This is a genomic window from Litchfieldella anticariensis FP35 = DSM 16096, assembly GCF_000409775.1.
Classification (GTDB): Bacteria; Pseudomonadota; Gammaproteobacteria; order Pseudomonadales; family Halomonadaceae; genus Litchfieldella; species Litchfieldella anticariensis.
Genome location: NZ_KE332392.1, coordinates 517,212 through 540,220, shown reverse-complemented (window position 1 = coordinate 540,220; position 23,009 = coordinate 517,212). Strand labels below are relative to the sequence as shown.

Below are 23,009 nucleotides of genomic sequence, written 5' to 3'. Positions count from 1 at the left end.
GTTTTTTTGCCCACGAAAAAAAATAAACCCTGCCGGCTCTACATGCCGGCAGGGTTAGCAAGCACTTATCTCACATAGTGCTATCGTGGCGTAGTGCCATCGCGCCTTATCATGCTGTCAGCAATGCATTGAGCCGCTTGACATAGGCCGCCGGGTCATCGAGATGCCCCCCCTCGGCGATGATTGCTTGATCGAGCAGAATTCTTGCCAGGTCGGAGAATGCCTGGCCATCGACGCTCTCGAGGCGTCCGATAAGGGCATGCTCGGGATTGAGTTCGAGAATTGGCTTGACCTCTGGCAGTTTCTGACCGGCGGCCTCCATGATGCGCCGCATCTGGAAGCCCATTTCGTTCTCTGGCAATACCACACAAGCCGGTGAGTCAGTCAGGCGATGAGTGACCTTGACCTCCTGCACCTCCTCACCCAATGCTTCCTTGACCCGCTTGACCAGATCCTCCTTGGCCTTGGCGGTCTCTTCCTGCGCCTTCTTTTCTTCCTCGCCCTCGATGTCGCCAAGGTCGAGTTCGCCCTTGGCCACATCGATGAAGTGCTTACCCTCGAACTCGGTGAGATGGCTCATCAGCCACTCATCGATACGATCGGACAACAGCAGCACCTCGATGCCTTTCTTGCGGAAGATCTCCAAGTGAGGGCTGTGCTTGGCCGCATTGAAACTGTCGGCAACGATGTAGTAGATCTTCTGCTGCCCTTCCTTCATGCGCGACACGTAATCGGCCAGCGACTGATCCTGAGTCGCTGTGTCGGTATGCGAAGTGGCGAAGCGCAACAGAGCGGCGATCTTGTCGCGATTGGCGTAGTCTTCCGCCGGCCCTTCCTTGAGCACCGTACCGAAGGTGTTCCAGAAGCTCTGATACTGCTCCTTGTCCTTGGCCAGCTTCTTGAGCATGTCGAGCGCACGCTTGGTCAATGCCGCCTTCATCTTGTCGACCTGTGGATCCTGCTGCAGCAGCTCGCGGGACACGTTCAACGACAAGTCCTTGGTGTCTACCACACCCTTGATGAAACGCAAGTAGAGCGGCAGGAACTGCTCGGCATCGTCCATGATGAACACCCGCTGCACGTATAGCTTGAGGCCTCGGGCACCATCACGCTCGTAAAGGTCGAAAGGTGCGCGGCTCGGCACATACAGCAGGCTAGTGTACTCCAGCTTGCCTTCGACCTTGTTATGGCTCCATGTCAGCGGATCGGTGAAGTCGTGAGCCACGTGCTTGTAGAATGCTTTGTACTCGTCGTCGCTGATCTCCGACTTGGGACGCACCCATAACGCGGTGGCCTCATTGACGGTCTCCCAGGTCGTTTTTTCGGTGCCCGGAATCTCCTTGCCGTCGTCGTCTCGCTCAACGTCCACACGAGGCATGCGCACCGGTACCTCGATATGGTCGGAGTACTTACGCACCAAGCTCTTGAGCCGGTATTCGTCAGCGAACTCCTTGGCGTCCTTCTTCAAGTGCAACACGATCTCGGTGCCACGAGCGTCGTACGAGATATCGGCAATAGTGAACTCGCCTTCACCCTTCGAGCGCCACTCGACGCCAGCATCATGAGGTAGGTCAGCGCGCCGGGTACGCACGGTCACCTCGTCCGCCACAATAAAACCGGAATAGAAGCCTACCCCGAACTGGCCAATCAGCCTGGCGTCCTTCTGCTGTTCGCCGGAGAGCTGCTTGAGGAACTCGGCGGTACCGCTCTTGGCGATGGTCCCAAGATTGGTGATCACCTCATCGCGGCTCATACCGATACCGTTGTCGCGTACGGTGACAGTGCCAGCCTTGGCATCGTGTTCGATCTCGATACGTAACTCGCTGTCACCTTCATAGAGCGCATCATTATCGAGCGCCTGATAACGCAACTTGTCACAGGCATCGGCGCCGTTGGAAATCAGCTCGCGCAGAAAAATCTCCCGGTTGGAATACAGGGAGTGAATCATCAGGTGAAGCAGTTGCTTGACCTCGGTCTGAAAACCCAGTGTTTCTTCGTGGGTAGCAGTGGTCATGGAACAGAGCCCTCATCGATCACAAACAGTGGGTGACGTCCGCCACCGGACGGCACGTCGGTATTTCGGAAACGTGTTCGGAAATATGGGGCTCTATAGGCGCTTTTCAAGCATGCGAAGCGATAGCGTCACTATCGACGTCAGGCGGTTCGGCTAACAACAAGTGCAGTCGTGCCATGGCAATCGGTTTCGTTGCATCATCCTGCCATGCACAAACCTGGACATTGGCCATGCGTCGCCCCTCGCGCAGTACGGTACAACGCGCCAGAGTCGGAACCAGATTCGCGGTTCGCAAGTAATCGATAGAAAAGTCGATCACCTTGGGTAGCCGCACGGCTCTTGCCACCAGCATCAATTCCAGCGAGGCCGCGGTTTCCATGAAAGCCGCCACCACCCCGCCATGTAGAGCCGGCAGCAATACATTGCCGATGTTGTCCTGTTGCGGTGCCAAGCGATAGAGCCGCCCTTGAGGCTCGATCATGGCGCTGACCCCGATGCGTTGTGCATAGGGCACCAGCGCCAGAATGGCGTCGACATCGCCACTGGTACGAGTGCGTTCAAGCCACTCGCGGGAAGAGATACGTTCTTGCATCGTCAAATCTCCCGGCCGCTTTCAAGGCTATCCTTTTCACCGAACAGGGCCGCCGCAAAGCCGGCTGGGGTATTACGCGGCCCCAAACGCACGAAATTGGCAATGCCTCTTGCAATCGGCAGGCCCTCCCGTTGCCAGATGCAACCCTCGATGAAGACCATTGATTCCGTCACTCTCACGACGCGGGCTTCACCCAGCAGATCATGACCCGCCAGCCCTGGCCGATAATGGTCGACACGCAGATCAAGCGTCGGGCAGACTTCCGGCACTGGCAAACCACATAGCACTGCGGAACCACACAGGGTGTCCAGCATCATACTCAGCACACCGCCGTGCACCAGATCGCGAGTTTCGTCTCCAAGCAGATCTCGATGCCAAGGCAAGCGCATGGTGACCGTGGGAGGTGTAACGTCCAACACTTCGAGACCCAACCCCCGGGTATGCGGGATGACCTGTACAAACCGCGTCATGGCAGCTTTCCAACTGTCGGCGGAGCGCTCGTCGGGTATTGTCGGGATGGCCATCTTAGTGTGGACCTCGGCAAAAGCGAAAATCAAAACGATCGTTTAACTCTACGTTTCTCCCTGACGACGGGCAAGCATCGGTCAGAAAAACTCAAGATGCCTCTCCCTTCCAGTCACGATAGGCCGTCAAACGCCGATCGACTCGCGTCAGCAGCCACCCCACGATCACTACATCGTCCAACCACCCCGTCAACAGGATGACATCAGGAACCAGGTCGAACGGCATGACCAGATATGCCAACGCCAGCCCCATCCAGGCAAACGCCGACCAAGGCACCGGCCTATAGCGACGCATCACCACGTCACGTGTCATGGGTACGAACAGCCGCAACGCACGCCCGATTCGCTGCACGGCCCAACCACGTCGGCGGAGACGGCCAAACAAGGATCCCAACAACCATTTCGCCATGTCCCTATCTCCAGAATGCGTTGCATCACCAGTGTAACGCGATCCCGTGAAAGTCAAGCCACTGTCGGGCTACGGCGACACTACTCAAATGTGTCATCATCGGCGAGGATGGACCAATTCGAGACTCGTCAGCCCCCGGAGGCATGTCGCCATGCGCCAACCGTCCATCACCCGTTATCTCAGCGCCATGTTCCAGACCCTGTCATTCAGCTTACTGTTGACCGCTACTGTCCAAGCCAATGACAACGCCATGCGCGAAGCCCTGAATGCCGCTCGCAATCAACAGTGGGACAAGGTCGACCAGGCTGCCATCGATGGCCATGTCCTGAAGGGTTATGTGGAATACCATCGTCTACGCGGGCGCTTGCCCCATGTCGAGCCCAGCCAAGTACTGACCTTCATCGAACGTTATGCCGACTCTCCTCTGAGCGAGTGGATGCGTGGGCAAGCCATTTCACGCTACGGCAATAGCGGACGCTACGACAGTCTATTGGCAGTGAGCAACGGCGAACCCAGTGGTACCGAACGCCAATGTCACTATTACACGGCATTGTTGGGGCCCGATCCATCCGCTGCCGCCGCAGGGGGGCGCAAGCTCTGGCATGCCGGTCACTCCCAACCTTCTGCATGCGACACTCTGTTCGACATCTTGCGCGCCAAAGGCGAAATCAGCGATCAGGATGTCTGGGAACGTATGATGCTGGCCTGGCAAGAGGGCGAGTCGGGGCTCATGAGCTACCTGGGACGCATGCTCGGTAGTGAGTGGCAGAATGCACGCGATGCCGTGGAGCGGTTGCGGCGTGACTTTGCCGCCGTGACCCAGGTTCCGGCCCGTGTCGGCCCACAAGGGCAAGGCAGCAGCGCGATGTTCGCCGCCGCCATGCACGGATTCACGCGTGCCGACACCGAGGCAGCCTTGGAAGCCTGGCGTAAGATCGCCCCTCACTTGGAGATCGATACCGAACACCGCCACAGTATCGAGCACGACCTGGCCTTCTATTCCATGGTGCGTGAAGTTCGCAACAACCGTGGTTGGATCGATGAAGCCCTACCCCGCTTGGCTGATGCCGACCTTCTGGAACTACGCGTTCGCCGAGCCCTTGCCGAGCGCGACTGGCGTGGCGTGATCGACTGGGTCCATATGATGCCGGATGAGCCGCGCCAGGAAGCGCGTTGGCAATATTGGCTGGGACGTGCTCTCGAGAAGCTCGGAGATACACAGACCGCCAACCAAGCTTATGCCGCCGCTGCCGATGATCGCAGCTTCTTCGGCTTTGCCGCTGCCGACCGTCTCGGCCAACCCTATGCCCTGAATCTCGAACGCGCCGGCTTTAACGAGGCATATCGGCGCGAGGTGGCACAGTGGCCTGTGGTACAACGTACCGAGGCGTTGATGCGCATTGGTGAGCGGGGGCTGGCCAGCAGCGAGTGGTACACAGCCGCCGCCCAGGCCAGCGAAGAAGAAGCCAAGGCGCTTGCTGACTATGCGCACCGCCAAGGCTGGCATGCCATGTTGGTGCAAACCACTATCGCTGCTGAAATGTGGAATGCCCTGGACTGGCGTTTTCCCGAAGCCTATCGCGACACTTTCCTGAAGTGGGGCAGTACCAACGGTGTCGACCCTTACCTGCTGATGGGCATCGCCCGACGTGAGAGTGCTTATAATCCCAAGGCCCTCTCTCCGGCCGGAGCGCGAGGCCTGATGCAACTGATGCCCGGTACCGCCACTCTGGTGAGCCGTCAACTGGGGATTGCCGACCCTGGGCCTTATGGCGTGCTGGACCCAGAGACCAACGTGCGCCTTGGCAGCGCCTACATTCGCGATATGCTCGACCGCTACGGCGGGAATCGCCTGGCCGCAACCGCTGCCTATAATGCCGGCCCCGGCCGTGTCGATCGCTGGCTCCGCGAAGCCGACCATGAGTTCGATCTGTTCGTCGAAAGCATCCCCTATCGCGAGACGCGCGATTACGTACAAGCCGTCATGAGTTACCGTGTTATCTTCGAGAGTTTGGCCAACGGAGGAGATCCACAAGGAGTGGCCATGCTGAGTGCAGCTGAGACCAACAATCGCTACAACGCCTCGCTGTTAGCTCGAAAGTGAACGGTTCAGGCCCTCGGCATACGGAGGGCCTGAGGTTAAAGGGCGTCAAGCTGGCCGTTGCTCCAACGCCAGCTTGCAGCCGAAACCGATCATCACCGCGCCAGTGGCCCCATCCAGGCTACGCGACACCCAACGTTTGGCCAGCCATTTCCCAGCGCTACCCACCATCAAGACGATAGCGATCTGCCAGATATTGGCAATCACGAAATGCACTCCAGCCAGCCAAAGAGACTTGGCTAACGCTGGATCGCCCGGCGCAATGAATTGTGGCAGGAAGGCCATGTAGAAAACCACCGTCTTGGGGTTCAGCACATTGGACAGAAACCCCTCGCGCAATGGCACGCCCACCGACACCCGCGCTCGGTAACCCGACACACCGACTATCGGCAGTGGTTTGCTGCGACGAGCGCTCAGTAGACTCTGCGCTCCCAACCAGATCAAATAGCCCGCCCCGGCCAGCTTGAGCACTCCGAACGCCCAAGCCGACTGCAGCAGGATGATCGAGATCCCCAGCGCCGATACCGTGGCATGCACGAACAAACCACTGCAGATCGCCAAGCTGGTGAGTACACCGTCATGCAACCCTCCACGAGTGGTATTGCGAATGACCAGCAGCGTGTCCACCCCGGGACTCATGGTCAGCAGTGTGATGGCAACGAGGAAAGGCCAAAATTGTGCATCCAGAAACATCATGCCTCCTGGAACGATCGATCAATTGAAGATGCCACGCTTGGCATGCCTGACAGAGATCTGATCGTTGAGCGTCCAGAAATCGTAGAGTACGCCAAGTCCCAACAGCCCTAACGTCAGCAGATAAAGGATGCCAGTCAGCCATTTACCCATGTAAAAACGATGAATACCGAATACCCCCAGAAAGGTCAGCAGAACCCAGGCCAGCGAATAATTGATCGGGCCGGCGTGAAAGCGCAGATCCGCTTGACGATCCATGGAAGGGATCAGAAACAGGTCGATTACCCAGCCAATGCCCAGCAAACCAAGAGTAAAGAACCAAATGGTCCCCGTTACCGGCTTGCCATAGTAGAAGCGGTGCGCCCCCAGAAAGCCAAAGAGCCACAACAGGTAGCCGATCAATTTGCTGTGAGTACCGCTAGGTGTCGTGCTCAGTGTCGCCATGACGTCTTCCCATAGATTCCGAGAACTTTCCTGCCTGCCACCACCCGCCAGGCGTTACATGAGACATTACCAAATCGACTTTCTGGACGTGCCTGTTTTTTCCATCTAAAGTGATTTGGCGGGCATCAGTTCAAGGGAGGCGGAGCCTATCTTGACGCAACCCTACCCCTGATGCATCATCCGCTGCGTTGGTTTGCAAGTAGAATGTCGTCAGTTGTTGATCGATTCCTTCGAGACTCCCAGTGCGCCCTTCTTCTTTGCCTTACCCACGCACTACGGGCACTAGGGCATTGGATAAGCCTTTGCCTGCCCAGCACCATCATTTAGTTAGTTAAGGAAATCGACAATGGCAACTGGCACTGTCAAGTGGTTTAACGACACCAAGGGTTACGGCTTCATTTCTCCGGATGACGGCGGTGATGACCTGTTCGCCCACTTCTCCGAAATTCAGGCTGAAGGCTTCAAGACCCTGCAGGACGGTCAGAAGGTTACCTTCGACGTCACTCAAGGTAAGAAAGGCCTTCAGGCCGCTAACATCAAGATCGCCAACTAAGCGTTGACGGTCTTGAACTCGCCAATTGCCTAAGAGCTTCATGCATTAAGCAAGTGGTAATGAAAAGGTCCACCTCGGTGGACCTTTTTCGCTTATACGTCCCTATACGTCAGAAAACGTCATTCTCAATTTTCTGGCTCTTCGGTCTCGACGTTGTCAGCAGCAGGGTCCTGTCGCTCGGCTTCCTTGAACTTCTCATCGATCTCACGCTCTGCCTCCTCGAAACGCCGCTCGGTTTGTTCCATGAACGCCTCGATATCGGCATCTGAGGATTCGCCAGGCATGGCCGACTGTTCGTCGATGGTATCCGGTGTTTCGCCAAGGGTCTCCTCGGTAGGCTCAGGTCCTTGGCCCTGTGACGCTGTGGTTTCGTCATTTTGCGTCGTTGCATCATCCTGGGTCGTTTTGTCATCCTGAGTCGAAGAGGCCGCACCAGTACTACCGGACCCTTCGGTCATCGGCTCAGTGCCACTCTCCACGTCCTCCGCCGGTGCGCCCTGCTCTTCCGCCATAGGCTCACCGTCACCGCTCTCTCCCCCTTCCGGTCGTGTCTCTTCTTCCGGGGCATCCTGAGCTTGCGGGGTCTCAACGGTTTCATCGACACCATTGCCCGGCTCGGAAGCGGCATCATCGTCATTGTCACCACAGCCCATCAGACCCACAGACAAAGCCAGCGCCGCAACGAGCGTAATCCAGGGTTTATTCGCCATCACTTCCTCTCCAGTGATTCATGAAATCATCCTAAAACAAGCAGCATATTCCATCAGAGCCCGAACAACCTCGCAAGCCAACAATCATTCACCGATATCTTCATACCAAAGATCCGGATGCTCACGAATGAAAGCCTCCATCAAGGCATGACAAGCCGAATCATCAAGCACCTCCAGAGTGACGCCTCTCGAGCGCAAGAGAGCTTCATCTCCCATGAAGGTTCGATTCTCTCCTATCACCACGCGCGGTATGCCATACAGCACAATAGCCCCGCTACACATCGGGCATGGCGACAAGGTGGTATAAAGTACCGACTCACGATATACCACCGCGGGTTGACGGCCTGCATCCTCCAACGCGTCCATCTCGGCATGCAGCACCACACTGCCTCGTTGCTGGCGTTGGTTATGACCACGACCAATGATACGCCCCCGATGCACCAGAACCGAGCCGATCGGCACACCTCCTTCTGCCGCACCTTTCTTTGCTTCGACAATAGCGGCCTGCATGAATTCATCCATAGTGTGACTCCTTCCGGCCAACCCCAAGTAGTGAATAGCTGTCCCATGATGTCGCGAAATGCCTTGAACATCGGCGCATTGTCACTGGGACCGAAAAAGAACATGACGGCCTTTTCACCACAGAGAAAGGGGTCAGCATGATCATTCATCTCCTTGCTAGTCTTATCGGCAGTCTCGTTGCAGGATCAGGGCAAGGTGCGGGAGAACAGTTGGCACCTTTCTGCAGGTGCTAGCAGCTCCAAACCGGCGTTCTCCAAGGCCACCTCGAAAGAGGCAAATTGCTGCAGTTCACCATCAAGCGTGAAGGATACTTGCGTTTCCGCGTCGAAACTCAGTCGTGAGGTCTGAAAATAATCAACGAACGCCCCGGTCTCGGGGAGCCGCTTGAGCTCATCGCGCATCTGCTTCAACTCGTGGAGTGAGGAAAAATGGCGCACGACCAGCACATCCAGCAACCCATCATCGAGATGGGCCTGAGGCGTCAAGCATTGCCCGCCACCGGCGTGGGAACCGTTGCCGATGGCTAACACAAAAAGAGGTAGCCGGCGCTCACCTTCAGGCCAGCGCAGTCGCCCATAGTAAGGCTGATAGCGCCAAGCCTTGACAAGCCCCATCAGTGAATAGGCCCCACCACCCAATAAGCGCTTGAGCATCTTGGGGGTGGAGGACGTAACCTCGGCTCCGAATCCGGCGGAAAGCATGTTCAGGTAATACGTATTACCCAGGCAAGGAACATCGACAGGTTGTGGTGAGGCCGTGAAGGCAACATCGAGTGCCGACTCAGGGTCCATGGGTAAATTCAAGGAGGTGGCAAAATCATTGGCACTACCCAGGGGCAGAATGGCCAATGGCGGCCGCTGTTCCCTTGGAAGCTGCATCAGGCCATTGACGGTCTCGTTAACGGTGCCATCTCCGCCGCCGACAATCACACGAGAAACTCCGTCGCGCCCTGCCTGCTGAGCGAACCTTGCTGCATCGCCCTGCTCCCAGGTCACCTGTACCTCCAGCTTGCTTCCTAGCTGGCGCCGGGAAAAAATGGCTTCCCTGACGGCGGGCAACTGGGCTGACATTCCATTGAGAATCAATCTTGCTGAGTCTGACGTCTTCGCCATCTCGGCCATCCTTTAGCAAGGTAGCCAGTATAGCTTCGCCTTTTGCCTGTCGATGTACAAGTGAGCTCTCATTACTCGGCCAGCGGCGACAGCCGAAATTCCAGCACGTTATCTTCGCGACGCAGCCGCTCGGCCAACCGACTTAGATTCTGTCGATCCAGAGTCTGCAGCGTCATGTGGTACTCGAAGACCGTACCGCGTTGTACCAAACGGTAGCTCAGAGACTTGATGCGAAAGCCTTGCTCCTTGATGAGGGCTCGCATCTGAACCTCGTCGAGTGTCGAATCGATGGGAAAAGCCAGTACATGATCGGCGAAATGCTGGCTCGGCATACGTGCTTCAGCCCAACGAAACAGCGATAGGGTCAGCAAAGTCACCAACGTGACGATAATCGCCGGAAACAGGAAGCCGATGCCATAGAGAATCCCCAGCGCTGCCGTCACCCAAATCGAGGCTGCCGTGGTTAGGCCGCGTACCGTCAACCCTTCCTTGAAGATCACTCCAGCCCCTAAAAAGCCGATACCGGTCATGATCCCCTGTGCCATTCGCGTGGGGTCGGTATTGATCGCCGAGCTTGGTATGGAGGCTCCAAACCATTGCCCTTGGTGAGTGGACACCATCATCAGCAGCGCCGAGGCCAAGCACACCAAAGCATGGGTACGAAACCCCGCGGGTCGGCCATGATAACTGCGTTCCAGTCCGATCAGACTGCCTGCCAGCCAGGCCGCCCCCAGATAAGCCACGATCACCAAGTGATCCGTCATTGACGTCATCGCCTCCCAGCTTCACGAAACGTTATTTACATATAGTAAGAGGTTGTCAGCGCAGTATCCCATTTTCCGCCGGCAATGCCGACTCACAGCCCCAAACCTCATTCCCGAGGTTCAGAGCTGTGACACTTCATTTGGCCACGACCGCTTTCCTGCAGCCGTGGCACCGCTAAGCCAGTGACGCTCCACAGTGTGGACAGCATCGCGTCACGCCACTCTCCTTCTGCTTCACCACTCTGTTCCGTGTCGAAGCCGGCACGCGCTCCTGCGGCTCACCATCGGGATAAATTGGCACAATCACTTCCCGTTCACGGCGCAAGCCGATATCGCGCAGCAAGTGGTCATCGAGATGCGACACGGCTTGGTAGCTGCGACGTTCGCGGTACTTCCGAATCGGGCGTTCAAGAACGCGTGCAAAACGACGGAACAAGGTCATAACGAGGTCTCCCTTCCAGGTTGGAAGCCAGGGACCTTATCGGGGACGGGGAAATCGGTGAGGATATCGGGGCCGCGGTAAGATCCGCGGCCGATGAGATCAGAGTCGAGAGGCGGCTCGCGGGCAAGCATGGGCTCGCACACCATGTTTCATGGTGTACAGCCAATTGCTTGGTACGCAGCAAGTCGAAGTCATCATCTCGAGCCTTTGGTTGCGATTGCAGATTGGTATTGGCTAATTGAACCAATACCAATCCATTAAAAGCATCATTGTCTTCCCGCGTCAAGCCCAACCATACAAGAAGTGACTCATACCAGTCTCGTTGCACATTCCCCATCACCAGGCCGCCTCGCAGGCGGCCTGGAGCGTGAATGGCGACGTTCGATACCTCACGCCGCCAACGCTTTTTCCACCACTTCGTAGACGTTGGGGGAAAGTTCCTCAGCGCGAATGCGCTCGAGCTCGGCCTTCATCAGTGCCTGGCGGGTCTCGTCGAAACGCTGCCAACGAGTCAGCGGCGTGATGATACGTGCAGCAATCTCGGGGTTGAGCTTGTTGAGCTCGATGACCACGTCGGCCAGCAATTGGTAGCCCTCACCATCGATCCGATGGAAGTTGACCCGATTCTGACTGGCGAAGGTTCCGATCAGGGCACGCACCTTGTTGGGATTCTTCAGTGAGAAAGCGGGATGCTGCATCAGGAACTTGAGCCGTTCCAGCACATCCGGTTGTGGACGGGTCACCTGGATACTGAACCATTGATCCATGACCAATGAATCATGAGCCCATTTCTCACCGAAGGCTTTGAGAGCCGGGTCGGCGAGATCACTACGAGAACTGTGCGTGAGCAACGTCAAGGCAGCCCGCACATCTGTCATGTTGTGATCGGCCTCGAATTGCTGTTGCGTCAAGGCCACTGCCTCTTCGTCCTCGATGCTCATCAGGTACGACAGCGCGACATTCTTCAGAGCGCGGTCGGCAATCTGTCCCGGTTCCGGAGCATAAGAGACGTCCGACTGATGGTCACCATATACGGCCATGAACTCATCGCGTAGGGCAACCGCCAGCGACTGTTTGACGAAAGTACGCGCAGCATGGATGGCATCGACGTCGACCACTGGCTGCTGCTCGGCAATATAGGCTTCCGAAGGCAGGGTCAGCATTTCCGCCAAGACGGCTTTATCGTCGACCTTGGCTGTCAGCAAGGTACGGAAGGCGTCGACCACGCGCACGTCCATGACCTTCTCCACACCATTGCGATGCGCCGCTATCAGATCGTCCAACGCCAACATGGCCAAACGCTGCCCCGCATCCCAGCGATTGAAACCATCCGAGTCATGCTGCAACAGGAAGGCCAGGTCCTCACGTCCGTACGGGAAACGCAGCTTGACTGGGGCCGAGAAGCCTCGCAGCAACGACGGTACCGGCGCCTCGGCGATGCCGGTGAACACGAAGTTCTGCTCTTCTTCCCGCAGGTGGATGACCGCATCTTTGCCCAGTGTCTCGCCATCCAACGTCATCTCCAGGTCATCGCCGGATTTTGTCCCCACCAACCCCAGGCGGATAGGAATATGCAATGGCAGCTTCTCGTGCTGGTCGGGCGTGGCTGGCGTACGCTGACGTAGCGTCAAATGATATTCGCTCTTGGCGTAGTCATAATGGCCGTTAGCATCGATTTCCGGAGTGCCCGCCTGAGAATACCAGCTCATGAACTGGGACAAATCCTGCCCGGAAACCTCATGCATGCAGCCTACGAAATCCTCGATGGTCACCGCCTGGCCGTCGAAACGTGAAAAGTAGAGATCCGTACCTTTGCGGAAAGCCTCCCAACCCAGCAGGTTACGCAGCATGCGTACCACTTCCGCCCCTTTCTCGTAGATGGTGAGGGTATAGAAATTGCTGATCTCGATGTAATGGTCGGGACGTACGGGATGGGCGGTGGGGCCGGCATCTTCGGCGAACTGGGCGGTACGGAAAAAGGAAACGTCTTCGATGCGTTTGACTGGTGCCGAATTGGTGTCGGCGGAAAAGCTCTGGTCACGGAAGACGGTGAAGCCTTCTTTCAGGGAGAGCTGGAACCAATCACGACAAGTTACCCGGTTGCCCGACCAGTTATGGAAATACTCATGGGCAACGATACCTTCGACACGCTGAAAGGCGGCATCGGTCGCCGTCAACGGATGGGTCAGCACCGCCGCCGAGTTGAAAATGTTCAGCCCCTTGTTCTCCATCGCCCCCATATTGAAATCATTGACGGCAACGATCATGAACAGATCCAGATCATACTCGCGACCGTAAGTGTCCTCATCCCACTTCATCGCACGCTTCAACGACGCCATGGCATGGTCGGTCTTATCGAGGTTCTCCTTCTCGACCCAGATCTGCAGAGTGACGTCGCGCCCGCTCATGGTGGTGAATCGGTCCTCGACCTTTTCCAGATCGCCAGCCACCAAGGCGAACAGATAGCAGGGCTTGGGAAAAGGATCTTCCCAAGTGACGAAGTGCCTGCCATTCGGTAGTTCACCACGCTCCACCGGGTTACCGTTGGAGAGCAGCACCGGCAGGCTCGCTGCGTCACCGATCACGGTAGTGGAAAATGTCGCCATGACATCCGGACGGTCCGGATAGTAGGTGATACGTCGAAACCCCTCGGCCTCGCACTGGGTACAGAACATACCGTTAGACAGGTAGAGGCCTTCAAGCGCCGTATTGGACTCAGGGGCAATCTCCACCTCGGTATCCAGCAGAAACCTCTGCGGCACTTCAAATATGGTCAGCGTCTCGGCATCGACCGAGTATTCTCCGGCTCCCAGCTCTTGGCCATCGATTGCAACACGCAGGAGCTTCAGATGCTCGCCGTTCAACACCAGCGGCAAGTTGTCCTCTTGGCGCTCTGAATGACGCTCGAGATGGAGGCGTGCCACGACACGGGTTGCCGAAGGTGACAGATCGAACTTGAGTTCGGTGTGTGTGACCCGGTAAGCGGGAAGCTGATAATCGTGCAGATGAATCGGCTGCGGTGCTGACATCGAGGAACGCTCCTGTTCGGTAATCGCCGATCATTGTACGGCGCCAGGGGCGACTGACTCAAAGTCAGCGTCATCTGCCACAATGTCAGCGACAATGAGGGTATCAGCGCTGGCGAAAGCGCGACGTGGCCATGAGCGACGTGGCCGGACGAGGCTCGGGCCGGGTGACGATCCATATTCCCAGTAGACTCAATGACACCAGCAATGCCACTTTGAGCGCCAGAACATCAACGGTAAAAGCGAGCAATATCATGGACAATACCAGCATGATCAGAGCGATCCACTTGGCAGGGCGTGGAATGGCTCGCTCGCTTTCCCAAGCAACGATCGGCGGGCCAAAGCGTGGATGGCAACGAATCCAACTGGCAAAACGTGGCGAGCCCTTGGATGCCGCCCATACAGCCAATAGCATGAAACACGTGGTTGGCATCAACGGAAGGAAGACGCCCACCACCCCCAGGCCAAAACTCGACCCGGCCAGTGCCAGGTACAAGGTATTGCGCATGGGATGCAGCAAGTGGTGGATCGGCTGAAACTGTGGCACCGAGCATTCTCCTTGTGTCTGCCACTCAAATGTTCAGGCAGATGTCGGCTAAGCTTGTGTCATTGAAGCGCGAATGCTTGGCTATTGGAAATTCGAATGCCCTATCGACGGGCTAGGATCGTTCAATGAACACTTTACCTGCTAAGAGTGTAGCGTAAGGAAAAAGGAGTTGAGCATTTGCCTGTCAAGTCGTCACAGCCATTTCCAGAAGACAACCATTTCAAGAAGACAACGGGCGTAGACGGTTTTCAGGTGTAGCTTGACAAGGATATCGATCACTGACACAGGATGACTGAATGCCGTTTCTTCGCTTCGCCAAGATCTCGCTGCCTGTCTTGTTGGCCATATTCTGGAACACTGGCCATGCTCAATCCCCTCCACTGCAAATTGTTGCCACCACCGGCATGATTGCCGACACCCTGAACCAGGTCGGCGGCGCACATGTCTCGGTACGGAGTCTAATGGGACCTGGTGTGGATCCTCACCTCTATCGCCAGACGCGTAACGACATCTCGGCCATGACCCAGGCTGATGCGGTGTTCTGGAATGGACTGGACCTCGAGGCCCAACTCATGGAATTTCTCGACCGCCTGTCCCAGCGTAAGCCGGTATTCGCAGTAGGAGAAGCCGTCCCCGATGAACGACGCCGGGCAGACCAAGAGTACACCGATCGTTGGGATCCTCACGTCTGGATGGATCCCGGACGCTGGCGCTACGTCGTCACAACGACACGCGATGCACTGATCGAGCTGAACCCCGAGGCTCGCGACGATTTCAAGGCCAATGCCGACGCCTTTCTCGAGCGCCTGAGGACACTGGAGGACTACGCCAGGAAAGTGCTTGGCAGCGTACCGGAGTCGGCTCAGGTATTGGTCACGGCACATGACGCCTTCGGCTATCTTGGCGATGCCTATGGCTACGAAGTGGAGGGTATTCAGGGATTTTCGACCGAAAGTGAAGCTGGCTTGGCGCGCATTGAGACACTAGTGAACTTACTGGTGGAACAAAAGATTGGCGCCATCTTCGTCGAATCCTCGGTCTCCGAACGCAATATCCGCGCCTTGGTGGAAGGTGCAGCGGCACAGGATTGGGAGGTCAAGATTGGGGGAGAACTCTATTCCGATGCCATGGGAGCCCCGGGTACCTATGAAGGAACCTACATCGGCATGATCGACCATAATGTCACCACCATCGCCCGCGCCCTTGGCGGCGACGCCCCGTCTGACGGCATGAGTGGCAAGCTGAGCACCAACCGCGAGGACAGCCTGTGAAAGCCAGTCGTATCGAGGATCCCGTCATCGCCGAAAGCCCTCTGGCGATACATGGGCTAACCGTGAGCTATGGCCAGAAACCTGTGATTTACTCCGTGGACTTCGTCATCCCGCCCGGCAGCCTCAGTGCCATCGTCGGCCCTAATGGGGCTGGCAAGTCCACACTGCTCAAAGCCGCTCTAGGTATCAAGCGTCGACTGTCTGGCGAAGTGCTGGTCTATGGCGAACCTTATGCGAAGCAAAGCCACCATGTCGCTTATGTTCCACAACGCAGCAGCGTCGATTGGGACTTCCCCGCCACTGTGCTCGATGTCGTGGTGATGGGGCTATTTCGTGATTTGCGCTGGTGGCAACTCACGCGGCGCCGACATCGCGACAAAGCAATGGAGTGCCTTTCCCGAGTCGGCATGGAGTCCTTCGCCAAACGCCAGATCGGACAGCTCTCCGGTGGTCAGCAGCAGCGTGTCTTTCTGGCCCGGGCTCTGGCTCAGTCGGCTGACCTGACGATTCTCGACGAACCCTTCGCTGGAGTCGATGCGGCGACCGAGAAAGCCATCGTCGAAGTCTTGAAAGCCCTCAAGCAACAGGGCAAGACCTTGCTGTGCGTGCACCACGACCTGTCCACGGTTCGCGACTACTTCGATCATGTGCTGCTACTCAACGTGCGTCGCATTGCGGCAGGCCCCGTGGATGACATGTTCACCGAGGCGACCCTTCAGGAGACCTACGGCGGTCGCCTGAGTCCATTGCAGATCGAGCGCATCGTGGCACCGTCATCTGCGACGCAGGAGGCGTGAGGTCATGGATGTCTGGTTACGTGCCCTGACCTTTTCTGCCGGCTACAACACCTCTTTGGTCACCTTAGGGGCCATGCTGCTCGGCGCCAGCGCTGGCATGATCGGCAGCTTCATCCTGCTACGTAAACGCTCGCTGGTCAGCGATGCGATCAGCCATGCCACACTGCCGGGACTGATGCTGGCCTTCATCGTCATGGCGGCGCTATTCGATAACGGTCGCTGGCTACCAGGGCTGATGATAGGGGCAGGGCTCAGCGCCGCCTTCGGGCTATGGGGAGTCCAAAACATCAGTGAGCGCACACGTCTGGGCGAGGACGCCGCCATCGGCGCCGTACTGTCGACACTATTCGGCTTGGGAGTCGTACTGATTACCGCGATTCAGGCAATGAATACCGGCGGTCAGGCCGGTCTGACCGATTATCTGGTAGGCTCCACGGCCGGTATGCTGAGCGGCGAAGCCCAGCTCATCGGCGTGTGCGCCCTAGTGCTGTTGATCGCCATTTTCATGCTGCGCCGGCAGTTCCTGCTGGTGTGTTTCGACGCGGAATATGCCACCACCAATGGGATCCCAGTACAGCGTATCGACACACTGATGCTGATGCTGTTGCTTGCCGTGACTGTCATCGGATTGAAGGTGACCGGCCTGATCCTGATCGTCGCCTTGACCATCATCCCCCCCGTCACCGGCCGCTTCTGGACCGACCGACCGCTGCAGATGGTGGCCATTGCCGCTATCTGCGGCGTCTTGGCCGGTTACCTTGGCGTCACGCTGTCGAGCGTGCGTACAGGTCTACCCACCGGTCCATTGATCGTGCTCAGCACGTTTGCCTTGTTCGCGCTATCACTTTTGATCTCGCCCCGCCGTGGCATCATCGCCATGCTGGTCGCCCACTACCGCTTCAAGACCAGAGTGCACCTCCGCCAAGGACTTTTAGCCATGGCGCGCCGGGAAGCCATCTACGATACCCTGACCCTGCGGGTACTGCGCCGTCATGACTTCATTCGCCGCGATCACGTACCCACTCCAGCGGGGTTGGCCGCCGCTCGCGATGCTGAGCATGAGGAGCAGTTGTGGTCGTTGTATCGCTCTCTGTATCCCGACGAAGCGGCGCACCTGGACCACTTGGGGCTTGAGCCGATCAGTGACTGCCTGCCTCCGGATATGATGATGTTACTCGAGTTGCGTCTGCACTCACCGCTAAGGAGTGCCTCGTAATGGCCGATTTCCTGATGCTGAGTCTGGTGCCCTTGGTGGTGGCCGTGACCATCAGCCTAACCTGTGCCCTGCTAGGCAATTTCCTGGTATTGCGTCGCCAGAGTCTGATCGGGGATGCCATCAGTCATGTCGCCTTGCCCGGCATTGTGGCCAGCTTCTTGATAACAGGCACTCTGGCCGCCTCGGCAATGATGATCGGCGCTGGAGTGGCCGCGCTGGTCACTGTGGCCATGATCGAATTGATCAAACACCTGGGACGTGTCGAATCCAGCGCTGCCATGGGGGTCGTCTTCACCGCCATCTTTGCCCTTGGCGTACTGATGCTGGAGTGGAACGATGCCAGCGGCGTCCATCTCGATGTCGAACACGCGCTGTACGGTAACCTGGAAAGCCTGATCTGGTTCGAGGGCGTGCACTGGTCGTCACTGTTCGACCCCAAGGCGCTGGCCGATTTACCGCCCCAACTTGCGCGGGTCGCCTGGGTAGGTTTGATGGTGCTGACTTTCGTGGTCGTGGCTTGGCGACCGCTGGTGGTCGGCAGCTTCGATTCGGCTTTCGCCGCCAGCATTCAGGCACGGCCGGTCCTCACCGACCTGCTACTGGTGATCATGGTCGCGATCACTGCTATCGCCGCCTTTGACGCGGTGGGCTCGATCATCGTTATCGCCATGTTCATCTGCCCGGCTGCTGCCGCGCGCCTGATGACCAACCATCTCGGCAAGCAGGTTGCGTGGAGCCAAGTATTTGCCCTGATCTCCGCCGTGCTTGGCTATGTGCTAGCCGGTTATGGTCCCGGCTGGATAGGCTTCGAGGCCTCCCTAAGTGCAGCCGGTATGATCGCCAGCCTTACAGGCCTCATCCTATTGCTGGCCTGCCTGTTCGGACCTCATCGGCGTCGCGACGGCGGTCAGCCGGCTAGTGCCTGAGAGCAGTCGCCCGCTATCTCATCGGCCGAGAATTATTGCCGAACGGGCAAGAGACCATTCGCTGGATATGGGCTACACAGCATCTCGGGAAGGCATAAGCTGAAAGCATCCATTCACTGATATTCGTGGAGCCCAAGATGCTGCACTCACTGTTCATTTCGCATGGCTCGCCAAGCCTGGTGCTCAGCGACCATCCGGCTCGGGACTTCCTGGTCGCGCTGGGCAAGCGGTTACCACGGCCAAAAGGCGCCTTGGTGATCTCGGCACACTTCGAGACACCGAACCTGACGCTGGGTTCGGCAGCACATCCCGAGACACTGCATGATTTCTACGGTTTTCCCGAAGCCTTGTATCGGATGCATTACCCGGCCCCAGGAATGCCGGATACCGCTAGAGATCTCGCTCAGGCACTGCAGGAAAACGGGATCGACGCAGCGCTTGACCCGTCACGCCCCTTGGATCACGGCGTCTGGTCGCCGCTCTCATTGCTGTGGCCCGATGCCAAGGTACCGCTGCTACCGGTCAGCGTACCCATAGCGCTCGACACCGATCAACAACTGAAGATCGCGGCACGCCTGGGCGAATACGCCGAGCGTGAGAATTTGTGGTTGGTCGGCTCCGGGGCCGCCACCCATAACCTGGGCGATCGCAAAACAGAATTCGCCGAGCCGGATGCCTGGGCCCGGGAATTCCATGCCTGGGCGCGCGATACTGCCGAAGCGGGCGACCTGAAAGCTATCGCCAACTGGCAACGCCTGGCGCCCCATGCCCGCTATGCCCACCCGACACCAGAGCATTTCCTGCCGCTATTGATGAGTATGGGCGCGATGCGTGGACAACCGATGCAAGCTCTGCACGAAAGCTTCAGTTTCGGCAACCTGAGCATGCTAGTGCTGGCCAGCGCCTCACTTGCGTCGTCCTGGAAACAAGCGGCCTGACGTCGTAAAGAGCCAAACAAGAAACGACCCGCCAATATGAAGTGACCCCCAATAGTTGGACGGGTTGATTCAGGTAGTGGCGGTCCCCAAGGCCTGGATCCTGTATTCCACAGGGCTCAGGCCTTTTAGGTTGGCCTTGATGCGGTCATGGTTGTAATAGCGTATGTAGGCCCGGAGTTCCCTGATGAACCTCTCTACACCAGTAAATTTCTGGCCATGGAAGAACTCACTCTTCAAGAGGCCGAAGAAGTTCTCGATGACGGCATTGTCCAGGCAGTTCCCGCTACGAGACATGCTGACCTCGGCTCCTCTAGCGGTCAACGCCGCGTGATAGGCAGGCATCTGATACTGCCAGCCCTGATCAGAATGAAGAACCAGCCCTTCGGCATCTTTGACCTGCTGCAAGGCTTTACCCAGCATGGCCATGACCATCGGCAGCCGAGGGGTACGGGCAATAGAGAATGCCACGATTTCTCGGTTATAGAGGTCCATGACCGGTGACAGGAAGACCTTTTCCCCTCGAATGTTGAACTCTGTAATATCTGTTACCCACTTCTGATGCGGACGGTCTGCTCGGAAATGGCGCTGTAGACGGTTGGCGGCGAGACCACCTTCGTCACCTCGGAAGGACCGGTAACGCTTGGGTCGCACTGTTGATTTTAGTCCTGCCTGTATCATCAACTTCTGGACGGTCTTGTGATTGAGATGACAGCCTTCCCTCCGAAGGGCCAGCGTCATGCGGCGATAGCCGTAGCGCCCCTTGTGGGCATGGAAGATACGATGGATAAGCTGTCTTTCGGACACATAAGCATCTGGGCGCTGAAGCACTTTTCGCCAGTAGTAATAGACGCTACGCGCAAGGCCAGCTGCACGCAGCAAGTAAGCAAGCGCATGGCTTTGCCTTAGCTCATTGATGATCAACGTTTTTTCTCTTCGGTTGATCGTTTTGACTGAGCCAAGGCTTTCAGCTTTTTTAGATAGGCGTTCTCTGCTCGCAGATAGGCCAACTCCTCCGCCATTTCTTCTGGCGACATCTGGTCAGGTGCCTTGGTACCAGAGGATGGCGGTTTCTTCTTTTTCACACGAGGTCTCCCACGGCGGTCAGACAAGCCGTCAACCCCATGAGAGGCATACTGGCGCCGCCATTCTCTAATGGTAGTACGCGCTGGGATGTTGAAGTAAGCACTGGCCTCACGAAGAGAGCCGCCTTCTTCGAGAAAACGCACGACTTTCAGCTTGAAGGCCAGATCATAGACCTGGGGGCGTGTACGGCGAGCCAATCCTGCCTCACCATGTTGGCGATAGACCTCTACCCATGACCTGACAACACCTCTATCCAGCCCGAACTGTATCGCTGTGCGTCTGCTTCCTCCCGCCGGACTCTCGTGGTGCAGGACCACTTGTAACTTGAACTCACTGGAATACCTCGCCATGCAAAACCCCCTACAGTTGGAGCGGTGTCCAACTTTCGGGGGTCAGTTCAAATAGGCGGGCCGTCATCATTCAAGCATAGCTATCACTGAGACTGGATGGGGATCTCACGCTGTCGCGGCTGAACCGAAGGGTCGCGTGGCAGCGTGACGGTCAATACCCCATTGTTGAAGGTCGCCTTGATATCCTCGACCTTGGCATCCTCAGGCAGATCCAGCACCCGCCGGAAACTGCCATAGATGCGCTCGACACGCTGATACCGGTCTTCCTGAGCACTGCTGCTTTCTTGACGCTTTTCACCTTCGATTAGCAAGCGATGTTCATCCAGGGAGAGCTTGATATCCTTTTCCTCGACCCCTGGCACTTCGACACTGATGCGGTACTCGTTGTCACGCTCAGCGATATCCACGCTCGGCCGCAAGAAGCCGCTCAAGGTACCGAAGCGATCGCCAAAACCAGGGAGGCGATCGTCAAAGCCCGGTATGCCGAACTGGCGCAACGTATCGTCCATCCACCTGTCCAGATCGCGGTGCATCTGCCATAGCGGTGAAATCGCCGTGCTCCGCGGCTCGACCGCTTGTGAAACCGGAACGGAAGACCCGGTGTTCTCGCGCGCTTCGCTCTTGAACCAGTTCCACGGAGAGAATTTTTGCAGGTTCATACGCCACACCTCCTTCATTGCCATGGTGACGCATCACACAGCGATGCCATCACCTTTCTTGCAATGCAATATTGGTGGCGCCAGGCGGCTTTTCAAGCCCCAAAACCACAGATAATGACCCAAGTCAATACTTGGGCGCATGATGCCTACGGAAACGGTTTCGTCTGAAAAATCAGTCGCGAAAGTTATTGAACTGCAACGCCAGATCCGGCCCCTGTTCGCCCTTGAGCAGAGCGATCGCCTGCTGCAGATCGTCACGCTTCTTGCCGGTGACACGCACCTTGTCACCCTGGATCTGAGACTGGACCTTGAGCTTGGAATCCTTGAGCAACTTGACGATGGCCTTGCAGTCCGGTTGTTCAAGCCCCTGCTTGAGTTTGACTTCCTGACGCGCCTTCACGCCGCTGAGTACCGGATCCTGCTCTTCCATGCAACGTGCATCAATGCCCCGGGCGATCAGCTTGTTGCGTAGCACATCCAGCATCTGCTTGAGCTGGAAGTCGACCTCGGCTTCCAGGGAAACGGTTTCGCCGTCGAGACGATAGCTAGCATCGACACCCCGGAAGTCGAAGCGTGTCTGGATTTCGCGGTTGGCCTGATCCACCGCATTGCTGGCTTCATGCTTGTCGAATTCGGACACGATATCGAAAGAAGGCATGGCACGGACTCTCTTGGCTGAAATCAGGCGTCGATTCTATGTCAGCCGCGCGAGTGTTGCACCAAGCCGCTCGCTCAACCTGCCACAGGCAACGTTTCCGGAACATCGTGCAACGGCTTGATCATCTGCCAGGCGGCGCAGCCATCGACATAGTAATCATCCAGCCAGCGCTGGATCGTATACCCCATACGACGATAGAGCCCCATGGCTACCCGGTTGTCGGCACGCACTTCCAATATGATCTGGGCCAGACCACGCTGATGCGCCTCATGCTCCAGGACCTTCAGCAGGCGACGCCCCAAACCGCCACCACGCGCCTCGGGGTGCACGCAAAAGGAATATAACCGTGCCATGCGGCTATTGCGGCGGAATAGCAGCGTGCCGTAGCCCACGGGCCGGTCATCACTATCCACCGCAAGCCATGTGACGGCATTGGCACCACGCAGCAGATGCGCCAGTTGGCGACGATTGAAGCGATCCCCCTCGAAACAGTCCAGCTCCAGACGACAGAGGGCATCGAGGTCGGAGAGGTGCGCCAGGCGCAGAGAGACAGTCATGTCGGGATTCCAAGAATTTGCGCGAATTGTCGTCGCGATACCGGTGATTGTCACCCGCCTCATTCATGAAATTATTTCAACACGAAAGAGTATTGTCGCGA

General features: G+C 57.3%; 24 protein-coding genes. 7 read left to right on the top strand and 17 right to left on the bottom strand.

All coding sequences use genetic code 11. From position 1 onward, the window contains the following. Positions 1-109: 109 nt before the first annotated feature. From htpG to L861_RS18050, 4 genes are all read right to left on the bottom strand, one after another. A complete protein-coding gene (gene htpG / locus L861_RS18065) occupies positions 110-2,014 on the bottom strand; it encodes a molecular chaperone HtpG (protein WP_016418087.1) in 1,905 nt (634 codons plus the stop codon). Between the two features lie 106 nt (positions 2,015-2,120). After that, positions 2,121-2,606, bottom strand: coding sequence for a PaaI family thioesterase (locus L861_RS18060; protein ID WP_016418086.1), 486 nt, complete (start codon positions 2,604-2,606; stop codon positions 2,121-2,123). A 2-nt stretch (positions 2,607-2,608) separates the two neighbouring features. Then, positions 2,609-3,076 (bottom strand): PaaI family thioesterase, encoded by a 468-nt coding sequence (locus L861_RS18055; RefSeq protein ID WP_016418085.1) that lies wholly within the window; start codon positions 3,074-3,076, stop codon positions 2,609-2,611. Between the two features lie 145 nt (positions 3,077-3,221). Further along, positions 3,222-3,539 carry a YkvA family protein gene (locus tag L861_RS18050; RefSeq protein ID WP_016418084.1) on the bottom strand — a complete coding sequence of 106 codons (318 nt, stop codon included), beginning with the start codon at positions 3,537-3,539 and terminating at the stop codon, positions 3,222-3,224. 151 nt (positions 3,540-3,690) lie between these two features. On the opposite strand from L861_RS18050, the gene L861_RS18045 reads away from it, so the two are divergent. Next, positions 3,691-5,643 carry a transglycosylase SLT domain-containing protein gene (locus tag L861_RS18045; RefSeq protein WP_016418083.1) on the top strand — a complete coding sequence of 651 codons (1,953 nt, stop codon included), beginning with the start codon at positions 3,691-3,693 and terminating at the stop codon, positions 5,641-5,643. 45 nt (positions 5,644-5,688) lie between these two features. On the opposite strand, the gene L861_RS18040 is transcribed toward L861_RS18045, so the two are convergent. Together L861_RS18040 and L861_RS18035 are read right to left on the bottom strand one after the other, a co-directional pair. Continuing rightward, positions 5,689-6,333 (bottom strand): LysE family translocator, encoded by a 645-nt coding sequence (locus tag L861_RS18040; protein WP_016418082.1) that lies wholly within the window; start codon positions 6,331-6,333, stop codon positions 5,689-5,691. Positions 6,334-6,354: 21 nt separating this feature from the next. Next, a complete protein-coding gene (locus L861_RS18035; protein WP_016418081.1) occupies positions 6,355-6,777 on the bottom strand; it encodes a TM2 domain-containing protein in 423 nt (140 codons plus the stop codon). A gap of 346 nt (positions 6,778-7,123) precedes the next feature. Between L861_RS18035 and L861_RS18030 the strand changes: the two genes are divergently transcribed. Then, on the top strand, positions 7,124-7,330 hold the full coding sequence (locus L861_RS18030) for a cold-shock protein (protein ID WP_016418080.1): 207 nt from the start codon (positions 7,124-7,126) through the stop codon (positions 7,328-7,330). A gap of 125 nt (positions 7,331-7,455) precedes the next feature. On the opposite strand, the gene L861_RS18025 is transcribed toward L861_RS18030, so the two are convergent. The 7 genes from L861_RS18025 to L861_RS17995 all read right to left on the bottom strand — a co-directional run bounded on the left by L861_RS18025 (position 7,456) and on the right by L861_RS17995 (position 14,453). Continuing rightward, complete coding sequence (locus L861_RS18025) at positions 7,456-8,040, bottom strand: prolipoprotein diacylglyceryl transferase (RefSeq protein ID WP_016418079.1); 585 nt, start codon at positions 8,038-8,040, stop codon at positions 7,456-7,458. Between the two features lie 84 nt (positions 8,041-8,124). Then, positions 8,125-8,562 (bottom strand): nucleoside deaminase, encoded by a 438-nt coding sequence (locus L861_RS18020; protein WP_016418078.1) that lies wholly within the window; start codon positions 8,560-8,562, stop codon positions 8,125-8,127. Between the two features lie 185 nt (positions 8,563-8,747). Then, on the bottom strand, positions 8,748-9,674 hold the full coding sequence (gene yegS / locus L861_RS18015; RefSeq protein ID WP_016418077.1) for a lipid kinase YegS: 927 nt from the start codon (positions 9,672-9,674) through the stop codon (positions 8,748-8,750). Positions 9,675-9,745: 71 nt separating this feature from the next. Continuing rightward, positions 9,746-10,438 (bottom strand): MgtC/SapB family protein, encoded by a 693-nt coding sequence (locus tag L861_RS18010; RefSeq protein ID WP_016418076.1) that lies wholly within the window; start codon positions 10,436-10,438, stop codon positions 9,746-9,748. A 175-nt stretch (positions 10,439-10,613) separates the two neighbouring features. Then, positions 10,614-10,880 carry a DUF1127 domain-containing protein gene (locus tag L861_RS18005; RefSeq protein ID WP_016418075.1) on the bottom strand — a complete coding sequence of 89 codons (267 nt, stop codon included), beginning with the start codon at positions 10,878-10,880 and terminating at the stop codon, positions 10,614-10,616. 389 nt (positions 10,881-11,269) lie between these two features. Next, complete coding sequence (pepN, locus tag L861_RS18000) at positions 11,270-13,909, bottom strand: aminopeptidase N (RefSeq protein WP_016418074.1); 2,640 nt, start codon at positions 13,907-13,909, stop codon at positions 11,270-11,272. Positions 13,910-14,012: 103 nt separating this feature from the next. Then, positions 14,013-14,453, bottom strand: coding sequence for a YbaN family protein (locus tag L861_RS17995; protein ID WP_016418073.1), 441 nt, complete (start codon positions 14,451-14,453; stop codon positions 14,013-14,015). Positions 14,454-14,749: 296 nt separating this feature from the next. Between L861_RS17995 and L861_RS17990 the strand changes: the two genes are divergently transcribed. The 5 genes from L861_RS17990 to L861_RS17970 all read left to right on the top strand — a co-directional run bounded on the left by L861_RS17990 (position 14,750) and on the right by L861_RS17970 (position 19,601). Then, a complete protein-coding gene (locus L861_RS17990; RefSeq protein ID WP_016418072.1) occupies positions 14,750-15,724 on the top strand; it encodes a metal ABC transporter solute-binding protein, Zn/Mn family in 975 nt (324 codons plus the stop codon). Continuing rightward, positions 15,721-16,521, top strand: coding sequence for a metal ABC transporter ATP-binding protein (locus L861_RS17985; RefSeq protein ID WP_016418071.1), 801 nt, complete (start codon positions 15,721-15,723; stop codon positions 16,519-16,521). The genes L861_RS17990 and L861_RS17985 overlap by 4 nt, the downstream gene beginning before the upstream one ends. Positions 16,522-16,525: 4 nt before the next feature. Then, complete coding sequence (locus tag L861_RS17980; protein WP_016418070.1) at positions 16,526-17,737, top strand: metal ABC transporter permease; 1,212 nt, start codon at positions 16,526-16,528, stop codon at positions 17,735-17,737. Beyond that, positions 17,737-18,663, top strand: a complete 927-nt coding sequence (locus L861_RS17975) for a metal ABC transporter permease (protein ID WP_016418069.1) — start codon at positions 17,737-17,739, stop codon at positions 18,661-18,663. The genes L861_RS17980 and L861_RS17975 overlap by 1 nt, the downstream gene beginning before the upstream one ends. Before the next feature lie 137 nt (positions 18,664-18,800). Then, entirely contained in the window at positions 18,801-19,601 is an 801-nt protein-coding gene (locus tag L861_RS17970) for a DODA-type extradiol aromatic ring-opening family dioxygenase (RefSeq protein ID WP_016418068.1), read from the top strand. A 69-nt stretch (positions 19,602-19,670) separates the two neighbouring features. Here L861_RS17970 and L861_RS24295 read toward each other — a convergent pair. The 4 genes from L861_RS24295 to L861_RS17945 form a co-directional block, all read right to left on the bottom strand. Then, a protein-coding gene (locus L861_RS24295; RefSeq protein ID WP_371827890.1) for an IS3 family transposase occupies positions 19,671-21,034 on the bottom strand; the annotation gives its coding sequence in 2 pieces (ribosomal slippage) (positions 19,671-20,578 and positions 20,578-21,034; 1,365 coding nt in all). 83 nt (positions 21,035-21,117) lie between these two features. Continuing rightward, a complete protein-coding gene (locus L861_RS17955) occupies positions 21,118-21,693 on the bottom strand; it encodes an Hsp20/alpha crystallin family protein (protein WP_016418067.1) in 576 nt (191 codons plus the stop codon). Between the two features lie 172 nt (positions 21,694-21,865). After that, entirely contained in the window at positions 21,866-22,351 is a 486-nt protein-coding gene (locus L861_RS17950; protein WP_016418066.1) for a YajQ family cyclic di-GMP-binding protein, read from the bottom strand. Between the two features lie 74 nt (positions 22,352-22,425). Then, complete coding sequence (locus L861_RS17945; RefSeq protein ID WP_016418065.1) at positions 22,426-22,908, bottom strand: GNAT family N-acetyltransferase; 483 nt, start codon at positions 22,906-22,908, stop codon at positions 22,426-22,428. Positions 22,909-23,009 lie beyond the last annotated feature (101 nt).

Bases quoted from the DNA above. Each gene is read 5' to 3' on its own strand.
- pepN (WP_016418074.1), bottom strand. From the start codon at position 13,909: ATGTCAGCACCGCAGCCGATTCATCTGCACGATTATCAGCTTCCCGCT.
- yegS (WP_016418077.1), bottom strand. From the start codon at position 9,674: ATGGCGAAGACGTCAGACTCAGCAAGATTGATTCTCAATGGAATGTCA.
- L861_RS18060 (WP_016418086.1), bottom strand. From the start codon at position 2,606: ATGCAAGAACGTATCTCTTCCCGCGAGTGGCTTGAACGCACTCGTACC.
- L861_RS18035 (WP_016418081.1), bottom strand. From the start codon at position 6,777: ATGGCGACACTGAGCACGACACCTAGCGGTACTCACAGCAAATTGATC.
- L861_RS17950 (WP_016418066.1), bottom strand. From the start codon at position 22,351: ATGCCTTCTTTCGATATCGTGTCCGAATTCGACAAGCATGAAGCCAGC.
- L861_RS17945 (WP_016418065.1), bottom strand. From the start codon at position 22,908: ATGACTGTCTCTCTGCGCCTGGCGCACCTCTCCGACCTCGATGCCCTC.
- L861_RS17975 (WP_016418069.1), top strand. From the start codon at position 17,737: ATGGCCGATTTCCTGATGCTGAGTCTGGTGCCCTTGGTGGTGGCCGTG.
- L861_RS18040 (WP_016418082.1), bottom strand. From the start codon at position 6,333: ATGTTTCTGGATGCACAATTTTGGCCTTTCCTCGTTGCCATCACACTG.
- L861_RS17990 (WP_016418072.1), top strand. From the start codon at position 14,750: ATGCCGTTTCTTCGCTTCGCCAAGATCTCGCTGCCTGTCTTGTTGGCC.
- L861_RS18050 (WP_016418084.1), bottom strand. From the start codon at position 3,539: ATGGCGAAATGGTTGTTGGGATCCTTGTTTGGCCGTCTCCGCCGACGT.
- L861_RS18010 (WP_016418076.1), bottom strand. From the start codon at position 10,438: ATGACGGATCACTTGGTGATCGTGGCTTATCTGGGGGCGGCCTGGCTG.
- htpG (WP_016418087.1), bottom strand. From the start codon at position 2,014: ATGACCACTGCTACCCACGAAGAAACACTGGGTTTTCAGACCGAGGTC.
- L861_RS18005 (WP_016418075.1), bottom strand. From the start codon at position 10,880: ATGACCTTGTTCCGTCGTTTTGCACGCGTTCTTGAACGCCCGATTCGG.
- L861_RS18020 (WP_016418078.1), bottom strand. From the start codon at position 8,562: ATGGATGAATTCATGCAGGCCGCTATTGTCGAAGCAAAGAAAGGTGCG.
- L861_RS18025 (WP_016418079.1), bottom strand. From the start codon at position 8,040: ATGGCGAATAAACCCTGGATTACGCTCGTTGCGGCGCTGGCTTTGTCT.
- L861_RS17970 (WP_016418068.1), top strand. From the start codon at position 18,801: ATGCTGCACTCACTGTTCATTTCGCATGGCTCGCCAAGCCTGGTGCTC.
- L861_RS17980 (WP_016418070.1), top strand. From the start codon at position 16,526: ATGGATGTCTGGTTACGTGCCCTGACCTTTTCTGCCGGCTACAACACC.
- L861_RS18045 (WP_016418083.1), top strand. From the start codon at position 3,691: ATGCGCCAACCGTCCATCACCCGTTATCTCAGCGCCATGTTCCAGACC.
- L861_RS18030 (WP_016418080.1), top strand. From the start codon at position 7,124: ATGGCAACTGGCACTGTCAAGTGGTTTAACGACACCAAGGGTTACGGC.
- L861_RS18055 (WP_016418085.1), bottom strand. From the start codon at position 3,076: ATGACGCGGTTTGTACAGGTCATCCCGCATACCCGGGGGTTGGGTCTC.
- L861_RS17955 (WP_016418067.1), bottom strand. From the start codon at position 21,693: ATGAACCTGCAAAAATTCTCTCCGTGGAACTGGTTCAAGAGCGAAGCG.